General features: G+C 68.2%; 16 protein-coding genes and 1 riboswitch. Of the genes, 4 read left to right on the forward strand and 12 right to left on the reverse strand.

Annotation, left to right across the window (positions count from 1 at the left end; genetic code table 11):
- Positions 1-57 precede the first annotated feature (57 nt).
- Positions 58-1,332 (forward strand): uracil-xanthine permease family protein, encoded by a 1,275-nt coding sequence (locus AC4ELS_RS14105; protein WP_064878235.1) that lies wholly within the window; start codon positions 58-60, stop codon positions 1,330-1,332.
- Here the strand turns inward: AC4ELS_RS14105 and AC4ELS_RS14110 are convergent.
- The 5 genes from AC4ELS_RS14110 to AC4ELS_RS14130 form a co-directional block, all read right to left on the reverse strand.
- Positions 1,313-2,329 (reverse strand): NAD(P)/FAD-dependent oxidoreductase, encoded by a 1,017-nt coding sequence (locus AC4ELS_RS14110; RefSeq protein ID WP_064961043.1) that lies wholly within the window; start codon positions 2,327-2,329, stop codon positions 1,313-1,315. The two genes, AC4ELS_RS14105 and AC4ELS_RS14110, sit on opposite strands and share 20 nt — an antisense overlap.
- Complete coding sequence (locus tag AC4ELS_RS14115; protein ID WP_064961042.1) at positions 2,326-2,835, reverse strand: isoprenylcysteine carboxyl methyltransferase family protein; 510 nt, start codon at positions 2,833-2,835, stop codon at positions 2,326-2,328. Before AC4ELS_RS14115 ends, AC4ELS_RS14110 begins: the two co-directional genes overlap by 4 nt.
- Positions 2,835-3,902, reverse strand: coding sequence for a type III polyketide synthase (locus AC4ELS_RS14120; protein WP_236734614.1), 1,068 nt, complete (start codon positions 3,900-3,902; stop codon positions 2,835-2,837). The genes AC4ELS_RS14115 and AC4ELS_RS14120 overlap by 1 nt, the downstream gene beginning before the upstream one ends.
- Positions 3,903-3,986: 84 nt before the next feature.
- On the reverse strand, positions 3,987-5,423 hold the full coding sequence (locus AC4ELS_RS14125) for a M28 family metallopeptidase (RefSeq protein WP_064878227.1): 1,437 nt from the start codon (positions 5,421-5,423) through the stop codon (positions 3,987-3,989).
- Complete coding sequence (locus AC4ELS_RS14130) at positions 5,420-6,925, reverse strand: M28 family metallopeptidase (protein WP_448444100.1); 1,506 nt, start codon at positions 6,923-6,925, stop codon at positions 5,420-5,422. Before AC4ELS_RS14130 ends, AC4ELS_RS14125 begins: the two co-directional genes overlap by 4 nt.
- 339 nt (positions 6,926-7,264) lie before the next feature.
- Between AC4ELS_RS14130 and AC4ELS_RS14135 the strand changes: the two genes are divergently transcribed.
- Positions 7,265-7,978, forward strand: coding sequence for a slipin family protein (locus tag AC4ELS_RS14135; RefSeq protein ID WP_499047819.1), 714 nt, complete (start codon positions 7,265-7,267; stop codon positions 7,976-7,978).
- Positions 7,979-7,985: 7 nt separating this feature from the next.
- Here AC4ELS_RS14135 and AC4ELS_RS14140 read toward each other — a convergent pair whose 3' ends face one another.
- The 6 genes from AC4ELS_RS14140 to thiO form a co-directional block, all read right to left on the reverse strand.
- Complete coding sequence (locus AC4ELS_RS14140) at positions 7,986-8,744, reverse strand: ABC transporter permease (RefSeq protein WP_064961037.1); 759 nt, start codon at positions 8,742-8,744, stop codon at positions 7,986-7,988.
- On the reverse strand, positions 8,741-9,685 hold the full coding sequence (locus AC4ELS_RS14145; RefSeq protein ID WP_064878313.1) for an ABC transporter ATP-binding protein: 945 nt from the start codon (positions 9,683-9,685) through the stop codon (positions 8,741-8,743). The genes AC4ELS_RS14140 and AC4ELS_RS14145 overlap by 4 nt, the downstream gene beginning before the upstream one ends.
- Before the next feature lie 47 nt (positions 9,686-9,732).
- Positions 9,733-10,503 carry an SGNH/GDSL hydrolase family protein gene (locus AC4ELS_RS14150; RefSeq protein WP_499047821.1) on the reverse strand — a complete coding sequence of 257 codons (771 nt, stop codon included), beginning with the start codon at positions 10,501-10,503 and terminating at the stop codon, positions 9,733-9,735.
- Between the two features lie 80 nt (positions 10,504-10,583).
- Positions 10,584-11,381 carry a thiazole synthase gene (locus AC4ELS_RS14155; RefSeq protein ID WP_499047823.1) on the reverse strand — a complete coding sequence of 266 codons (798 nt, stop codon included), beginning with the start codon at positions 11,379-11,381 and terminating at the stop codon, positions 10,584-10,586.
- On the reverse strand, positions 11,374-11,574 hold the full coding sequence (gene thiS, locus AC4ELS_RS14160) for a sulfur carrier protein ThiS (RefSeq protein WP_055110632.1): 201 nt from the start codon (positions 11,572-11,574) through the stop codon (positions 11,374-11,376). Before thiS ends, AC4ELS_RS14155 begins: the two co-directional genes overlap by 8 nt.
- Positions 11,571-12,587 carry a glycine oxidase ThiO gene (thiO, locus tag AC4ELS_RS14165; protein ID WP_499047825.1) on the reverse strand — a complete coding sequence of 339 codons (1,017 nt, stop codon included), beginning with the start codon at positions 12,585-12,587 and terminating at the stop codon, positions 11,571-11,573. Before thiO ends, thiS begins: the two co-directional genes overlap by 4 nt.
- Positions 12,578-12,692: riboswitch (TPP riboswitch) on the reverse strand. It overlaps the preceding gene by 10 nt.
- A 39-nt stretch (positions 12,693-12,731) precedes the next feature.
- Here thiO and thiE point away from each other — a divergent pair.
- Positions 12,732-13,403 carry a thiamine phosphate synthase gene (gene thiE / locus AC4ELS_RS14170; protein WP_499047827.1) on the forward strand — a complete coding sequence of 224 codons (672 nt, stop codon included), beginning with the start codon at positions 12,732-12,734 and terminating at the stop codon, positions 13,401-13,403.
- On the opposite strand, the gene AC4ELS_RS14175 is transcribed toward thiE, so the two are convergent.
- A complete protein-coding gene (locus AC4ELS_RS14175; protein WP_055110634.1) occupies positions 13,387-13,893 on the reverse strand; it encodes an NUDIX hydrolase in 507 nt (168 codons plus the stop codon). The two genes, thiE and AC4ELS_RS14175, sit on opposite strands and share 17 nt — an antisense overlap.
- Positions 13,894-14,025: 132 nt before the next feature.
- Between AC4ELS_RS14175 and glnX the strand changes: the two genes are divergently transcribed.
- Positions 14,026-15,345 (forward strand): protein kinase G-activating protein GlnX, encoded by a 1,320-nt coding sequence (gene glnX, locus AC4ELS_RS14180; protein WP_064878210.1) that lies wholly within the window; start codon positions 14,026-14,028, stop codon positions 15,343-15,345.
- Positions 15,346-15,373 lie beyond the last annotated feature (28 nt).

A 15,373-nucleotide genomic window follows, 5' to 3' on the forward strand; every position in this document is an offset into this window, starting at 1 on the left:
TGATTCTTGCCGTAGTCCGCATGCGCGACGACCGCTCATGGTGTTCAGTCAACACTCGTGATTCCGCTGAGTTGGAAATACGTCGAGACCCGCACCGACGACGACTTCGTCGTCAACCCCGGGGAACGGCTCGATTGGGCCAGCACCATCGGTATCGGTGCCCAGCATGTGGTGGCCATGTTCGGTGCCACGTTTCTGGTGCCGGTGCTCACCGGCTTTCCGCCGGCCACCACCCTGCTGTTCTCCGGGGTCGGGACCATCCTGTTTCTGCTCATCACCGGCAACCGGTTGCCGAGCTATCTGGGGTCGAGTTTCTCGGTGATCGCCCCGGTGACCGCCGCCGTGGCAGCGCACGGAACCGGCAGCGCGCTGGGCGGTTTGATCGCCGTCGGGGTGCTGCTGATCCTCATCGGCGCGGTGGTGCACCTGATCGGAACCCGGTGGATCGACCTGACCTTGCCACCGGTGGTGACCGGCGCGATCGTCGCGCTGATCGGCTTCAACCTGGCCCCGGCGGCCAAGGCGAATTTCGAGAAGGGCCCGCTGGTCGGGTTGGTGACGTTGGTGTTGCTGGTCGCCACGCTGGCTTTCTTCAAGGGGCTGATCGGCAGGCTGGCGATCTTCGGCGCCGTCGTGATCGGGTACCTGCTGGCGCTGGTCCTCGGCGACGTGGACACCGCGGCGATCGCGGCGGCGCCGTGGATCGGGTTGCCCGAGTTCCACACGCCGGAGTTCAGCCTGGCGGTACTGCCGCTGTTCCTGCCCGCGGTGATCGCATTGGTCGCCGAGAACATCGGGCACGTCAAATCGGTGGGCCAGATGACCGGCACCGACCTCGATCCGATGATCGGCCGTGCGCTGGCCGCCGACGGGGTGGCCACCGTACTGGCCGGCGCCGGCGGCGGGTCGGCCACCACCACCTACGCCGAGAACATCGGCGTGATGGCGGCCACCCGGGTCTACTCGACCGCCGCCTACTGGGTCGCCGCGGCGGTGGCGATCGCATTGTCGTTGTGCCCCAAGGTCGGAGCGGCGATCTCGGCCATCCCGCCGGGCGTGCTGGGCGGGGCGACGATCGTGCTCTACGGTCTGGTCGGCATCCTGGGTGTGCGGATCTGGCTGACCAATCACGTGGACTTCTCCAAACCGGTCAACCAGATGACCGCGGCGATCCCACTGATCATCGGGATCGCCGACTTCACCTGGCAACTCGGCTCACTGACCTTCACCGGGATCGCGCTGGGATCCATCGCCGCGCTGCTGGTGTTCCACGGCATGCGGCTGCTGGAGTACCTCGGCAACTTGGCACAACCTACTCACCGAGCGCGTTGACCACCCGGGCGAACACCGACGGCAGCGCCGCCGACGCCGGGGTGATGCAGGCCCGCACCGGACCGAAACCGCTGCCGTGCAGCAGGGCTGCGGTGAGCAACCGGTAGCGGCGGGTCAGCACGCGCCACTGCCGGTCGTAGTCACCGGGCCGATCGGCCCGCACACAACCCACCAGGAGTTCGGCGGCGCCGAACGCCAGGCCCATCCCCTCCCCGGTCAGCGCGTCGACGTAGCCCGCCGCGTCCCCGACCAGCAACACCCGCCCCGCGCTGCGGTTGCGAACCTTCTGCCGCAATGGCCCGGCGGCCCGATCCTGGCCGTGCTCAAGGCCGTTGATCCGCTCGACCAGCATCGGAAACGCCGCCAGGTGCTGCTCGAAGCCGCCGCGCTCGGACGTCAGGATCGCGATCCCGACGCAGTTCTCGCCGACGGGGGTCACATACGCCTCGGCGTCGGGTCCCCAGTACACCTCGACGCAATCCGACCACGGGGCAATCTGGACGTGACGCCGAATCCCCCAGCGCCGCCGCCTGCCCTCCCCGCCACTGAGCCCCAGCGAGCGGCGGATCGGCGAGTGCAGACCGTCAGCGGCAGCCAGGTAGCGGGCTCGAAAACCGGCTGCGCTCACCGAGTTCGAGTCCTGGGTGACCGCACCCACCTCACCGTGGACCACCCGGACCCCAGCTGCCGACGCCGCGTCCGACAGTGCGGCGTGCAGCACCGTGCGACGCACGCCGTAGCCGGATCCGTCGCGGAACCTGGCCTCGGCGGTGCGCCGCCCGTCCAGGTAACGGATGCCCCGAAAGGCCCGTCCGTCTACCTCAGCTCCCAGGCGCTGCAACTGCCGGACCGAGTGCGGCATCAGTCCCTCACCGCAGGCCTTGTCGATCGGGCCCTGCCGGCGTTCCACCACCACGGTCTCCAGCCCGGCGCGCGCCGCGTGCACCGCGGTGGCCAGCCCGGCCGGGCCACCACCTGCGACGAGCAGATCAATCACGTCAAGCCTTGTAACGCTTCGTTTTCCACCCGGATGCGGGTTCGCAACAGCGCAGCGTTGGCCACGGTGAACACCAGAGCGGTGAGCCACGCTCCGCCGGCCAACGGCAACGCGGCCCCTTCCGTGACCACCGCGACATAGTTCGGGTGCGGAATCAACCGGTACGGACCGTCGACGACGCGCGTGGCGCCGGGTACGACCACGACCCTGGTGTTCCACTGCCTGCCCAGCGTGGTGATACACCACCAGCGCAGCGCCTGAGCGGCGAGTACGACCCCCACCATGATCCGGCCGAATATGGGCGACGACCTACGCCTGCGGGCCTCCGCCACCGCGCCCACCAGCAGGGCGCTGTGCAGCGCCACCATCACCGGATAGTGCCCGGCCCCGAATTCCTTGCCACCCTGGGCGATACTCCACTTCAGGTTGCGTTTCGACACGACCAGCTCGAGTACCCGCTCGGCGGCGACGAGGACGATCAGCGCGGTGAATCTCTTGGCCGTCATCAGCGCCAGCGCAGCAGGACGAGTTCGGAGCAGAAACCCGGGCCCATGGCCATCATCACCCCGGGCGTATCCGACTCCGGCCGTTTGCGGATGGTGTCGCGCAGGACGTGCAGCACCGAGGACGACGACAGATTGCCGACGTCGGCGAGAGACTGCCAGGTGAGATCCAGTGCATCCTCAGGTAATCCGAGGGTTTCGATGATCGCCTCGATCACCTTCGGTCCACCCGGATGACTCACCCAAGCGGATACGTCGTCGACGGAAAGGCCGTGGTCCCCGAGGAACCCGGCGACATCGTCTCCGAGGTAACGGCCCACGAAGCTCGGCACCTCCGCACTGAGCACGATCTCGAAACCGTCGGAACCGATGTCCCAGCCCATGGCGTGCAACGAATCCGGGTAGAGATGGCTACGGGAATCCAGCACATCGGGCCCGGTCGGGTTCAGCTTCCTGGCCCGTTCCTCGCCGACCGCGACCACCGCGGCAGCACCGTCACCGAACAGCGCGCCGGCCACCAGCGTCGGCATGGAGGGATTGTGTTTGCGCGTCAACGAACACAATTCCACCGACACCAGGACCGCCACCTTGTCGGGCGCACCGCGCAGATAGTCGTTGAGCCGGGCGATGCCTGCGGCGCCGGCCACACAACCCAGCCCGAAGATCGGGATGCGGCGCACATCCGGCCGCAGGCCGAGGCGCCCGGCGATCCTGGCGTCCAGTGAAGGGACCACGGCGCCGGTGACAGTGGTGGTGACGATCAGGTCCACATCCTGCGGGCGCAAACCCGCATCGTCGAGCGCGCCGGACAGTGCGGCGCAGCCCAGTTCGGTTGCGTGTTCGATGAACAGGCTGTTGCTCTCACCGAAATCATCGAGCCGGGCGTATTCCTCGAGTGGCAGGACCAGATACCTGCTGTTCACTTTCGCGCTCTTGTGCAGCGCGCGCACCACGTCCTCGGATTCGGCATATCCGGGAATGTCCAGCAGTGCGCTGGTGACCTCGTCCTGGGTATATCGGTGCGGGGGCAGTACAGCGTGGACACCGGCAATGGTGCTGTGGCTGGGCATTCTCGCGACGTTAATTCCCATACCCGTACAACGGGGGCCTACCCGCTGCGGTTCAAACGACCTGCCTGTGAATCAGCTCACGGATCAACCGCGATGACGCTTGTCACGCGCGGGTACACCGTTGGGGCCCTCGATGGACCGGGCGTACGTGCCGACGGTGAATGCGATCGCCGATCCCATGATCCCCAGCGCGCGTGCATCGACGTTGTCGATGGTGTCTCGGCGCGTGTGATAGTTCGGATCGAAGGCCACCCCGGCTCGCCCACCCCACAACCGGGCCTGCACCTCGGTCTTGCGCTGCGACGATCCGGTCGTCGTGCCACCGATCGGCACCCCGGCCTGCAGCAGCGGATGGTAGTCGGAGTTGATGCCGATCGGCATGTCCGCGGGCCGCACCCCGGCAAGGTTGAGATATCCCGCCATGGTCCGTTCGATCCCGGCCGAGCCCTCGGGAATCGGCTTGGGATCGGTGGCCTGGCCGGATTGGTCGCCGTCGTAGGTGAAGAACCCCGCGTTGGGCGAGCCGACCATGTCGAAGTTCAGGTATAGCGCGAGGTCGTCAAGTTGGTCCAGCGGCAGGTTGCGCACGTACTGCGTCGACCCTTCCAGCCCCATCTCCTCGGCACCCCAGAACGCGAACCGCACCGCATTGGTCGCCGCCGGCGAACTACCCAGCTGCAGCGCGGTTTCCAGCACGGCTGCCACGCCGGACCCGTTGTCGTTGATACCGGGGCCGCCACCCACACTGTCCAGGTGTGCGCCGACGAGCACCACGTCCGACGCCGAACCGGTCTTCGTCTGCGCGGTCACGTTGCGAGACTTGACCATGTCGGCTTTGCCGTCGAGGGTCAGTCGAACCGGGGCGCTGGTGCCCAGCAGTGCCGCATCTGCGGTTTCGTCGATGACGCCGACCGGCACGGTGAGGTGCCGGTAGTAGCCAGTGCTGAACAACCCACCCGGAGCGGGCTGGCGCCCACGGTTGACCACCAGCAATCCCACCGCACCCTTGTCCAAGGCGGTGTTCTGTTTGACCACAACAGAACAGCCGGTGTCGTCCACGACCGCAATGGCGCCCTTGATGTTGACCGAGCCGTAGTCGGCTGCCGTACATCCCGAGGGTTTGACCGGGTGCAACGTAGGCGCAGTGAGCCCGCCCGGTTCCGTCATCACCAGCATCGACGCCTGGTCCACCGGGTAGCTGCGCCCGGACACGCTCAGCTCCGGCTTACCCCCGCGCATCGAACCCATCCGCTCGAACTCGGGTGTCTGCACGTCGAAACCCTTGTCCCGCAGCAGCTGTGCCACGTAGTCGACGCTCGCGTCGTATCCGGAGCTGCCGACCGCCCGGTTGCCGTCATGACTGTCGGCGATCTCCTGCAACTTGCGCAGATGGGTGAACATGGCGTCGACGGTGATCTTGCCCGCCAGGTCCTGGGGCTCGACCGGCGTCGGCACCGACTGGGCCGAGCAACCCGCGAGCGCGGCACCGAGCAGTAGAGCAGCGAGTCGACGCGCCCTCACTGCGCGGTGATCTGGTGGCGCGTGCGGTCTGCGCGGACCGGTAAACCGTTGCGGCCCCGCTGATCTTGGGCATACAGCCCGACAGCAAATGCGACTCCCTCACCATGTATCTGCAGAGCATCCCGGTTCACGTGGTCAAGGGTATCGGTGCTCTTGTGATAGTTCGGGTCGAACGGTTTATCCGCCTCACCGGCCCACAGTTTCGCCTCCTCGGCGTTCATCTTGTCCTCGGCACCCGAGAACAACCCACCTGCAGGAACCCCGGCCATGGTGAACCCGTCGTAGTCCGACCGGCCGTCAAAACTGGTGTCGCGCGGCGTCTTTCCCGCCTCTTTCAGGTAAGTCGACAGCGTGCGCTCGATACCCGCCGAGCCCTCGGGAACACGCGGACGACCCTGCTCGTCCAGCGGTGCGGACTGGTCACCGTCGTAGGTGAAGTAGCCCGCGTTGGGTGAGCCGAGCATGTCGAAGTTCAGGTACATGGCAATGTCCTTGAGCGCTTCGGTGTCGAGGGACTGGACGTAGTTGGTCGAGCCGAGCAAACCTTCCTCCTCGGCTCCCCAGAAGCCGAACCGCACGGCATTGGCCACCTCGGGCGAATCGCCCAACTGTAGAGCGGTTTCCAGTACGGCGGCCACGCCGGAACCGTTGTCGTTGATCCCGGGGCCCTCCGGCACGCTGTCGAGATGCGCCCCGACCATCACCACGTCGGAAGTCGATCCGGTCTTGGTCTGGGCGATGATGTTGCGGGTGTGCTCGACGCGTACCCCGGCCACGAGCTTGATCGTGGTGGGGCCGGGCGCGTTGCGCAGCCGGGTACCTTCGTCCTTGGTCACGCTGACCACCGGGATCTTCACGTCGGTGTTGCGGCCCAGCGTGCCGCCCATCTTCTCGTCGTTGTTGGTGTTGACGACGATCATCGCGACGGCGCCGCGCTCGGCGGCCGCGGCCTGCTTGTCGGCGAACGGGCACGAGCCACGGTCGACCAGCACGACGGCACCGGCAACGGGTAGACCGTCGTAGTCAGCGGCCTCGCATCCCGGCGTGTCCTCCACCTTGGCAGGCACCAGCGGTGCGGACACCCCTTCCTGGGCCGTGCCGATGGTGAACTCGAGCGGCTTGGCGGTGACAGGCTGGCCACCGACGGTCACCTGGGGGTCCTCGGCGAACGGGAGCTTCACCTCGAACTCCGGGGTTTCCACGTCAAATCCCTTGTCGCGCAGCGCACCGGCGACGTAGTCCACGCTCGCGTCGTACCCCGGGGTGCCCAGCGCACGGTTGCCGTCGTGTGCGTTGGCAATCTCCTGGAGCTTGCCCAGATGCCCCATCATCGCGTCGGTCGACACCTGCGCACGCAACTGGTCGGCGAACACCACCGCCGACGATGACGACTCCCGGGACGCCTGCCCGTCGGTCTGCAGTTCGGTCTTTGCATCACAGCCGGCGAGCCCCATGGTCAGCGCCAGCGCGCCCAGAACTGCCCCCGTCGAAGTACGTCGCATTGCACCCACGGTAGCTGCTGTCCCGAAGTGCCAGACCGATAAATCGGTTGCCAGGCGATTTGCTGTGGTGGCATCGTGTTCCCCGACGCCGACAGGGAAGCAGGCCGAGCGGAGTACCGCAACGTTTCTGTGTGTTGCCGGCGGCGTCATGGCACAGGTAAAGGGCCTGAGGTTCGAATCCTCTCTTACAAATCCCCGATACCGCCGCCGGGTCCCACGCGATCAGCGACCTTGTGGCCCGCACCCGCCGGTACGGGGGTGTGACGCCCCGTCACGGATCACGTCCGGCGGCGGTATCCCTTTGCCGCGCAGACACATACACCGGAAGGAGGACACGACATGGGCATCTTCACGTTCAACCGAATCACCGTTTCCGCAGGCCAGTGCGCACTGGAGTACCGCGACGGCACGCTGGGTCGTGTCCTGCCACCGGGGCGCCACCGCATTGATGTGGCGGCCTCGGTGGTGCGTGTCGAGATGCGTGAGCAGGTGCTCACGCTGGCTCCGCAGGAGGTGCTGACCTCGGATGCGGTGACGCTGCGGATCACCGTCGCCCTGCAGTTCAAGGTGAGCGACGCCGTGGCCTACGTGGAGGCCACAGCCGATCCGATGGCTGCGGTGTACCTGGCCGCGCAGATCGCCCTGCGCGATCTCGTCGCCGCGGTGACCGCCGACGAGGTGATGCAGCGCGGCAACCGCATCGACGCCGGGGCGATCGCTGCGGCGGCGCGGGCGGCCGGTGCCCGCACCGGGGTCGAGGTGATCGAGGCGTTCGTCAAGGACGTGATCATCCCGGCCGAGATCCGTGCCGCGGCGATGCAGCTGGTGACGGCCAAGGCCAACGGCGCGGCGAAGCTGGAAGCGGCCCGTGCCGAGACCGCAGCGCTGCGCGCGCTGGCCAACGCCGGCAAGCTGCTGGACGCTCACCCGGCCCTGGCTCAGCTGCAGCTGGTCCAGCGGGTGCCGTACGGGTCGAAGGTAGTGCTGGCCCTCGGTAGCGACACGGGAAGCACCGACGCGGTCACCCGCGGTGAGGCGTCTGACCCGGAGTAATTCCGGGTCAGGCGTCCCGCCTGTTCAGTACCACCGCCGCGGCGACAAACGCCACCGCCACCCACACCATGAAGTAGAACAGCGAGCCCAGCTCGCCCCACGTCGTGAAGTACGTCGGGAACAGCCACTCCACGTGCAGGAACGAAAACATGTTGGCGAACGGCAGCCACGGCCCGATTTTGGGGCCGGTGTTGGGCATGTTGCCGAGCAGGGGCTCGGCCACCAACGGCCACAGCAGCAGGACCGCCACCGCACCGGCCGCGAATCGCACCAGCGCCCCGACGGCCACCCCGAGTACCGCGGCAAGCGCGGCGTACAACGCGAACCCGCCGGCCACCCGCCAGGTCGCCGGATTGGCCATGGACAGCTGCGTACCCACCACCGGGTCGGCGACCATCCGGGCCACCAGTACCGAGGCCAGCACCATGATCACCGCACACACCGAGGAGAACGCCGCGCACACCACCGCTTTCGCGGTGAGCACCTGCGTGCGGTTCGGGGTGGCCAGCAACGTGGTGCGGATCAGTCCGCTGCGGTACTCCCCGGTCATCGTCATCGAGGACAGCACCATCAGGACCGGAACCCCGAACACCGCGACACCCAGTGCGGCCTTGGACGGGGGCAGCCCGGTGTAGTGGTTCACCGTCATGCCCTGCATGGCGGCCAACCCCAGACTCAGCACCGCGACACCGACCACCGACCACAGTGGGGAGCGGGTCGTGGACAGCTTGATGCGCTCGGCGTCGAGCGCGGCCAGCGCGCTCATCGTGCTTCTCGGTTCTTCGCGCGAGCGCTCATCACAACACCAGCCCGGTAGTCGACGGCATCATCGGTCAGTTTCAGATACGCCTCCTCCAGCGAGGCCTGCCGCTGGCTCAGCTCGTGCAGGGCGATCGCGTTGCGCGCGGCCAGGTCGCCGATCACCTCGATGGCCGCGCCGTGCACTGCCAGCGCATCACCGTCGGCGGCGGCCTCCACCTCGAACCCGGCGCCGGTGAGAACCTCGCGCAGCATTTCCAGCTGGGGGCTGCGAACCCGCACGGTGTCGGCGGATGTGCCGCTGACGAACTCGCTCACGGTGGTCGAGGCGATCAACTTGCCCTGGCCGATCACCACCAAGCGGTCTGCGGTGTTGGACATCTCGGCCAGCAGGTGGCTGGACACGAACACGGTGCGCCCCTCGGCGGCCAGCTCGCGCATCAGGGTGCGCACCCAGTGGATGCCCTCAGGATCCAGGCCGTTGACCGGTTCGTCGAACAGCAGCACCGGCGGGTCGCCCAGCAGCGCGGCGGCGATCCCCAACCGCTGGCTCATGCCCAACGACAGCGCCCCGGCGTTGCGGTCTCCTGCCGCCGTCAGCCCGACCGTCTCGAGCACCTCGTCCACCCGGGTCGCCGGAATCCGGTTGGCCGCGGCGATCCAGCGCAGGTGGTTGCGGGCCGTGCGGTTCGGATGGGCCTGGCGCGCGTCGAGCAGGGCGCCGACCGTGCGCAGCGGGTCACGCAGTTCCCGGTAGTGCTTGCCATCGATGGTCGCGGTCCCGGCACTGGGATGGTCCAGCCCGAGAATCAGCCGCATCGTGGTGGTCTTGCCCGCGCCGTTGGGCCCGAGGAAGCCGGTGACGACGCCTGGTTCGACGGTGCACGTCAGATCGTCGACAGCGCGGTGGGTGCCGTAGAGCTTTGTCAGCCCGGTCAGTTCGATCATCACCGCCATCATTGCAGGCGGTGTCGTTCTGACTGCTCAGGTTCAGATCAGGTGAACATTCCCGCCTGCGCCACGACCAGATCGGCAACCGCGCGCATGCCTGCGGCGTTGGGGTGCAGCGGCGCGGGCCGGCACGGCCAGGGCAGCCCCGGCCGGGTGGTCCAGGGCTGGGCCGACCAGGCATGGTGCGTCAGGCTCGCCTGCGCGGCGCGCACCCACCCGCAGCCCGTCTCGGCGGCAGCCTCTCCGGTGAGCCGTTCCAGCGTGGCCGCGATGTGCCGCCCCAGCGCCGCATCGCTCAGCGACAACGGCGGCGCAGCGACACCTTCCGGCGGCAGCATGGTCAGGTAGTCCACGAACAACACCTGCGCCTGCGGCGCTCGCCGGCGTACCTCACGCCCCACCGTCACGAGAGAATCGGCCACATCGGTCAACGCGGTTTCCCGCGCGTCGGGGTCGAGCAGGCCGCGAAGCTGCGGCCCCACCAGGGGCAGGGACCGGGTGAAACGCGGCAACGCAGCGGCCATCAGCTGGGGCACATAGCCGGCGTCGTTGCCCCCGATGGTGATCGTGACCAGCGCCTCGGATCCGTCGAGTGCCTCGATCTGCGGCGGCGCACCGTTCTGCCGATCGCGCAGCACATTCGCGGTGGTGGCGCCCGAATAGGTCACGTCCACCAGGTCGAGCCCGAGTTCGGCCGCCACCAGGTGCGGGTAATTGCGTGCCGAGCGGCCCGCCTGCCACGGCGCGCCTTCTGCCGAGGGCTTGATCCCCGGCCCGGCAGCCATCGAACTGCCCAGGGCCACGTAGCGGCTCACAGCGATCCCTCCTGTTGACTCTGCGTCCACGGCGCAAAAGTGCGAGTAGACAGCGCCATCACCGCAGAGTCAACGCCGAGTTACAACGCGGGGCTCGACGCCTGCGCCCAGAAACGCTTCGGGATGCGCCCCGCCTGACGCGCCAGATATCCGGCGGTGACGGCGGCCGACATCGCCGCGGCCATCGTCGGCGGATCGGAAGCCCGGGTGACGGCGGTGGCCAACAGCACGGCGTCGCAACCCAATTCCATCGCCAGCGCCGCATCCGATGCCGTGCCGATGCCGGCGTCCAGCACCACCGGCACCCCCGCCTGCTCGACGATCATCTCGATGTTGTGCGGGTTGGAGATGCCCAGGCCGGTGCCGATCGGCGAGCCGAGCGGCATCACCGCGGCACACCCGGTGTCCTCCAGCCGGCGGGCCAGCACCGGGTCATCGTTGGTGTAGGGCAGGACGATGAACCCGTCGTCTACCAATTGTTCTGCGGCCTTGACCAATTCGATGGCGTCGGGAAGCAGTGTGCGTTCGTCGGCGATGACTTCGAGCTTGACCAGGTCGGTGCCAAGCGCCTCACGGGCCAACTGCGCCGTGAGCACCGCCTCGGCCGCGCCGCGACAACCCGCGGTGTTGGGCAGCGCCGCGATGCCCAGCCGGTTGAGCAGGTCCAGCACACCGGTTCCCCCCGCGGCGTCCACCCGTCGCATGGCCACGGTCGTCAACTCTGTCCCCGAGGCGACCAGGGCCTCTTCCAGCACAGCCAGATTCGGCGCGCCGCCGGTACCCATGATCAGCCGGGAGCCGAACTCCCGGCCGCCGATGCTGAGTTTTGATTCCCCGGTCGCTGCGCTCCTGCCCGCCGATTGCGCGGAGTCAGCCACCCTGCACCGCCGTCACAACCTCCACCCGGGCGCCGTCGGCCAGTGTCCGGTCCCATTCCGCCCGCGGCAAAACCGTCCAGTCGAGCGCGACAGCTATGCCCTTGTCCGGGAAGCCCCGGGTTTCCAGCAACCCTTCGATGGTGGTCTGCTCGTCCACCTCAAGGGTCTCGTTGTTGACCGTGATGGTGATCATTTCGCTTCCACACTCATCTCGAGTTCAGCCGCGATCCGCTCAGCGGTCCACGGCGCCAACAGAAATCCGTTCCGGCCGTGCCCGACGGCCACCAGCGTGCGCTCGTCGACCCGTTCGACGATCGGCAACCCGTCCGGTGTCATCGGCCGCAGCCCCGCCGCGGTCTCGGCCAGCTCGTACTCGCCGAGCGCGGGCACCACCGCGCAGGCGTCCTCGAGAAGGTCGCGCACGCCGCTGACCACCGGCGCGGTGTCGCGACCATGCTCGTACTGGGTCGCACCGACCACCACGCCGTCGGGGCGCGGCACCAGGTACACGGGCCGGCCGTGCACGCGAGCCCGGATCACCCGCTGCGGCACCGGCATACAGCCCTTGCGCCACCGCAGCCGCAGCACCTCCCCCTTCACCGGCCGCACCGGCAGCCCGGGCAGGAGCTTCGGGGAGTCGATCCCATTGGCGATCACCCGGACGTCCCCCTCGACGTCGTCCAGGTTCTCGACGGGCCCGGCCCACCGCACCGCCAGCCGCTCGCAGTGTGCGGCCAGCGCGTCGACGACGGCCCGATTGTCCACCGCAAGTTCGGTTGTAGCCCGGAACCCGTGCCGGATGCCCTGCGCCAGTAGCGGTTCCACGTCCCGCGCGGCCGTCGTCACCTCGACCGGCTGCCCCTGGGCCGACAACCATTCGGCCACGGTGTGCAGATCGGACACGTCGGCCCGGTCGACCGCGACCACCAGCGACTCCCGCGCGGTGACCACCTCGGGCGCCAGCCCGTCGAGGAATCCCGAGTGCCACAGCTTCAGCGATTCCAGACCGATCTGCAGCATCTGCTCTTCACCCGGCCAGCCTTCGCTGTGCGGGGCGAGCATGCCGCCGGCCACCCACGAGGCCCCGCGCTCGGTGGTGCAGTGCAGCCGGACGGTCCAACCGTCGAGTGCAGCCCGGCGTGCGACCGACAGACCGATCACACCGCCGCCGATGACGGCGAGTGTCCTGGCTCCTCCTGCTGCCATACTCCGCTCCCTACGCCGGCATGACCCGGATCAGGTGTGACGGTCAGGGCCGGTCCGTGTGCCCACTCTCAGCCCCGCGTCCCCGGGACTCCCGTATTGATTGCCAGTCCAGGGTACTCGGGCGCTACCGGCTACCGTCGCGGTGTGGAATCACCCGCCGACCGATTGCAGCGCGCCTCCCTCTACCTGTGCACCGACGCCCGCCGGGAGCGCGGTGACCTGGCCGAATTCGCCGATGCGGCGCTGGCCGGCGGGGTGGACCTGATCCAGCTGCGCGACAAAGGTTCGGCCGGCGAGAAACAGTTCGGCCCGCTGGAGGCCCGCCACGAACTCGAGGCGCTGGAGATCCTGGCCGACGCGGCGCGCCGCCACGGCGCACTGCTGGCGGTCAACGACCGCGCCGATATCGCGCTGGCGGCCGGGGCCGACGTGCTGCACCTGGGCCAGGACGATCTGCCGCTGGACATCGCGCGGGGCATCATCGGGCACCGTCCGGTGATCGGCCGCTCCACCCATGACGCCGCGCAAGCCGCGGCCGCCATCGATGAGCAGGTGGACTACTTCTGCGTCGGCCCGTGCTGGCCGACTCCCACCAAGCCGGGCCGGACCGCGCCGGGACTGGACCTGGTGCGCTCGACGGCGGCTCTCAATCCGGCCAAGCCATGGTTCGCGATCGGCGGGATCGATCAGCAGCGGCTGCCCGAGGTGCTGGCGGCCGGGGCCCGGCGCATCGTGGTGGTCCGCGCGATCACCGCCGCCGAGGATCCGCGCGCCGCTTCCGCCGAACTCAAGACCGCGATCAGCGCGGCGGGTTGACCTCGAGCGGTAGCGAGGCAGTCACCGTCCGCAACTGCTCCCAGCTGGCGGCGAACCCGGGATGCAGCGGCAGTGCCGCGACTTCGTCCTCGGCCACCCAACGTAATTCCGAACTCTCCCGATTAGGGATGGTCTCCAGCGGTTCGGGCACGTCGGCGATCACGGTGGTGTAGCTCCAGTGCGTGCCACCGATACCGGCCACCTCGGCCGTGACCACTGTGGTCCGCACGGTGAGCTGCTCGGCCGTCACGCCGGCTTCCTCGTTGGCTTCCCGCACCGCGGCCTGCTCGGCGGTCTCGTGACTGTCACGGGCACCTCCGGGCAAGGCCCAGGTTCCGCCCTGATGACTCCACGGTGCGCGGTGTTGCAGCAGTACAGCGGCAGATCCACCCGGCCACGGCGCGCGCAAAAGTAACCCGGCGGCACCGTGACGCCCCCAATACCGGGCGCCGTTGTCGGAGAACACCCAGCCGTCACCGTCGCCACGCACGCGTACAGCTTAGGGAACGTCGTGTGTTTCGGTGGACCTCAATTTCTCCGCGAGCCTAAGTGGGCGCTCTTAGAATTTTTTTATAGTGTGGGAACAGCCGTAAGCACCGAAATAAATGAGGTCCGTGCGCAGGTGACTGTGGAGTTGGCACATCCCTCGACCGAACCGCTCGCGTCCCGGTCGCCGACCACGCCTGCCCATCCGCGGTGGTGGTTTCTGTGGACCACTCCGGGCCGCATCCTGACCATCGGGCTGGTGTTGTCGGCACTTGTGATCGCCAGTGCGTTCGCCACCTCCACCACGATCAACGACCGCCAGCAGGCGCTGACCACCGTGCTCGATCACACCGAGCCCCTGGCGTTCGCGGCGGGCCAGCTCTACACCACACTGTCGGTCGCCGACGCCGCCGCGGCCACGGCCTTCATCGCCGGCGCCGAGCCCCGCGACGTCCGGCAGCGCTACGAGCAAGCCATCACCGATGCGTCCGTGGCGGTCACCCGTGCGTCGAGCGGGCTGACCGACGAATCGCTGGTGCAGTTGCTCGGCCGGATCAACGCCCGGCTGGCGGTCTACACCGGCCTGGTGGAGACCGCGCGGACCAACAACCGGGCCGGCAACCCGGTGGGTTCGTCGTACCTGTCGGAAGCCTCGGCGCTGATGCAGTCGCAGATCCTGCCCGACGCGCAACGCCTTTACGAGGAGACCTCGGCCCGGGTGGACGCCGAGACCACCGCCTCCACCCGGATCCCGGCCGCGGTGATGTTGGTGGTGCTGGCGACGTTGATGTTCGGCGCGTTCGCCAACCGCTGGCTGGCGCGACGCACCCGGCGCCGGGTCAACATCGGTTTCGTGGCCGGCGGGATGGCCGTGCTGATCATGCTGATCTGGGTCACGACGGCGCTGGTGATCTCCACGTCGGACAGCCGCAGCGCCAAGGACACGGCCGCCGAATCCCTCAAGACCGTGACCAACCTGGCCATCACTGCCCAGCAGGCCCGGGCCGACGAGACACTGGCGCTGATCCGGCGTGGCGACGAAAACCTGCGTAAGCAGTCCTACTACCAACGCATCGAGGCAATGCAGCAGCAGCTCGCCCAATATCTGGCCCGTGACACCCGCATCGACAAGAGCGATCTGACGGGTGCCGAAGATCTGCTCACCAAATGGCGCACGGCCGATGACCGGATCAACGCATACATCGCGGTAGGCAACTACCAGGCGGCGACGCAGGTGGCGCTGGGCACCGGCGAGGACGATTCCACGTCGGCCTTCGACAAGCTCGACGACGTCTTGTCCAAGGGCATCGAACAGAGCCGCAGCCAGTTGCGCAATGACATCGCCAATGCCCGCCGGGTGCTGTCCGGTGCGACGGTGGGCGCCGCGCTGCTCAGTGTGGCCGCGGCGCTGGCGGTGGCGTTGGGACTGTGGCCCCGGCTGAGTGAGTACCGCTGATGAGCGCTTGCGCGAAGAAGAGACAGCC

Source organism: Mycobacterium shunyiense (assembly GCF_058270035.1).

What these genes read in the sequence shown, in the direction of transcription:
- AC4ELS_RS14120 (WP_236734614.1), bottom strand. Translation starts at nt 3,902, where the DNA reads ATGCCCAGCCACAGCACCATTGCCGGTGTCCACGCTGTACTGCCCCCG.
- thiO (WP_499047825.1), bottom strand. Translation starts at nt 12,587, where the DNA reads ATGGCAGCAGGAGGAGCCAGGACACTCGCCGTCATCGGCGGCGGTGTG.
- AC4ELS_RS14140 (WP_064961037.1), bottom strand. Translation starts at nt 8,744, where the DNA reads ATGAGCGCGCTGGCCGCGCTCGACGCCGAGCGCATCAAGCTGTCCACG.
- AC4ELS_RS14115 (WP_064961042.1), bottom strand. Translation starts at nt 2,835, where the DNA reads ATGACGGCCAAGAGATTCACCGCGCTGATCGTCCTCGTCGCCGCCGAG.
- AC4ELS_RS14130 (WP_448444100.1), bottom strand. Translation starts at nt 6,925, where the DNA reads ATGCGACGTACTTCGACGGGGGCAGTTCTGGGCGCGCTGGCGCTGACC.
- thiS (WP_055110632.1), bottom strand. Translation starts at nt 11,574, where the DNA reads ATGATCACCATCACGGTCAACAACGAGACCCTTGAGGTGGACGAGCAG.
- AC4ELS_RS14145 (WP_064878313.1), bottom strand. Translation starts at nt 9,685, where the DNA reads ATGATCGAACTGACCGGGCTGACAAAGCTCTACGGCACCCACCGCGCT.
- AC4ELS_RS14135 (WP_499047819.1), top strand. Translation starts at nt 7,265, where the DNA reads ATGGGCATCTTCACGTTCAACCGAATCACCGTTTCCGCAGGCCAGTGC.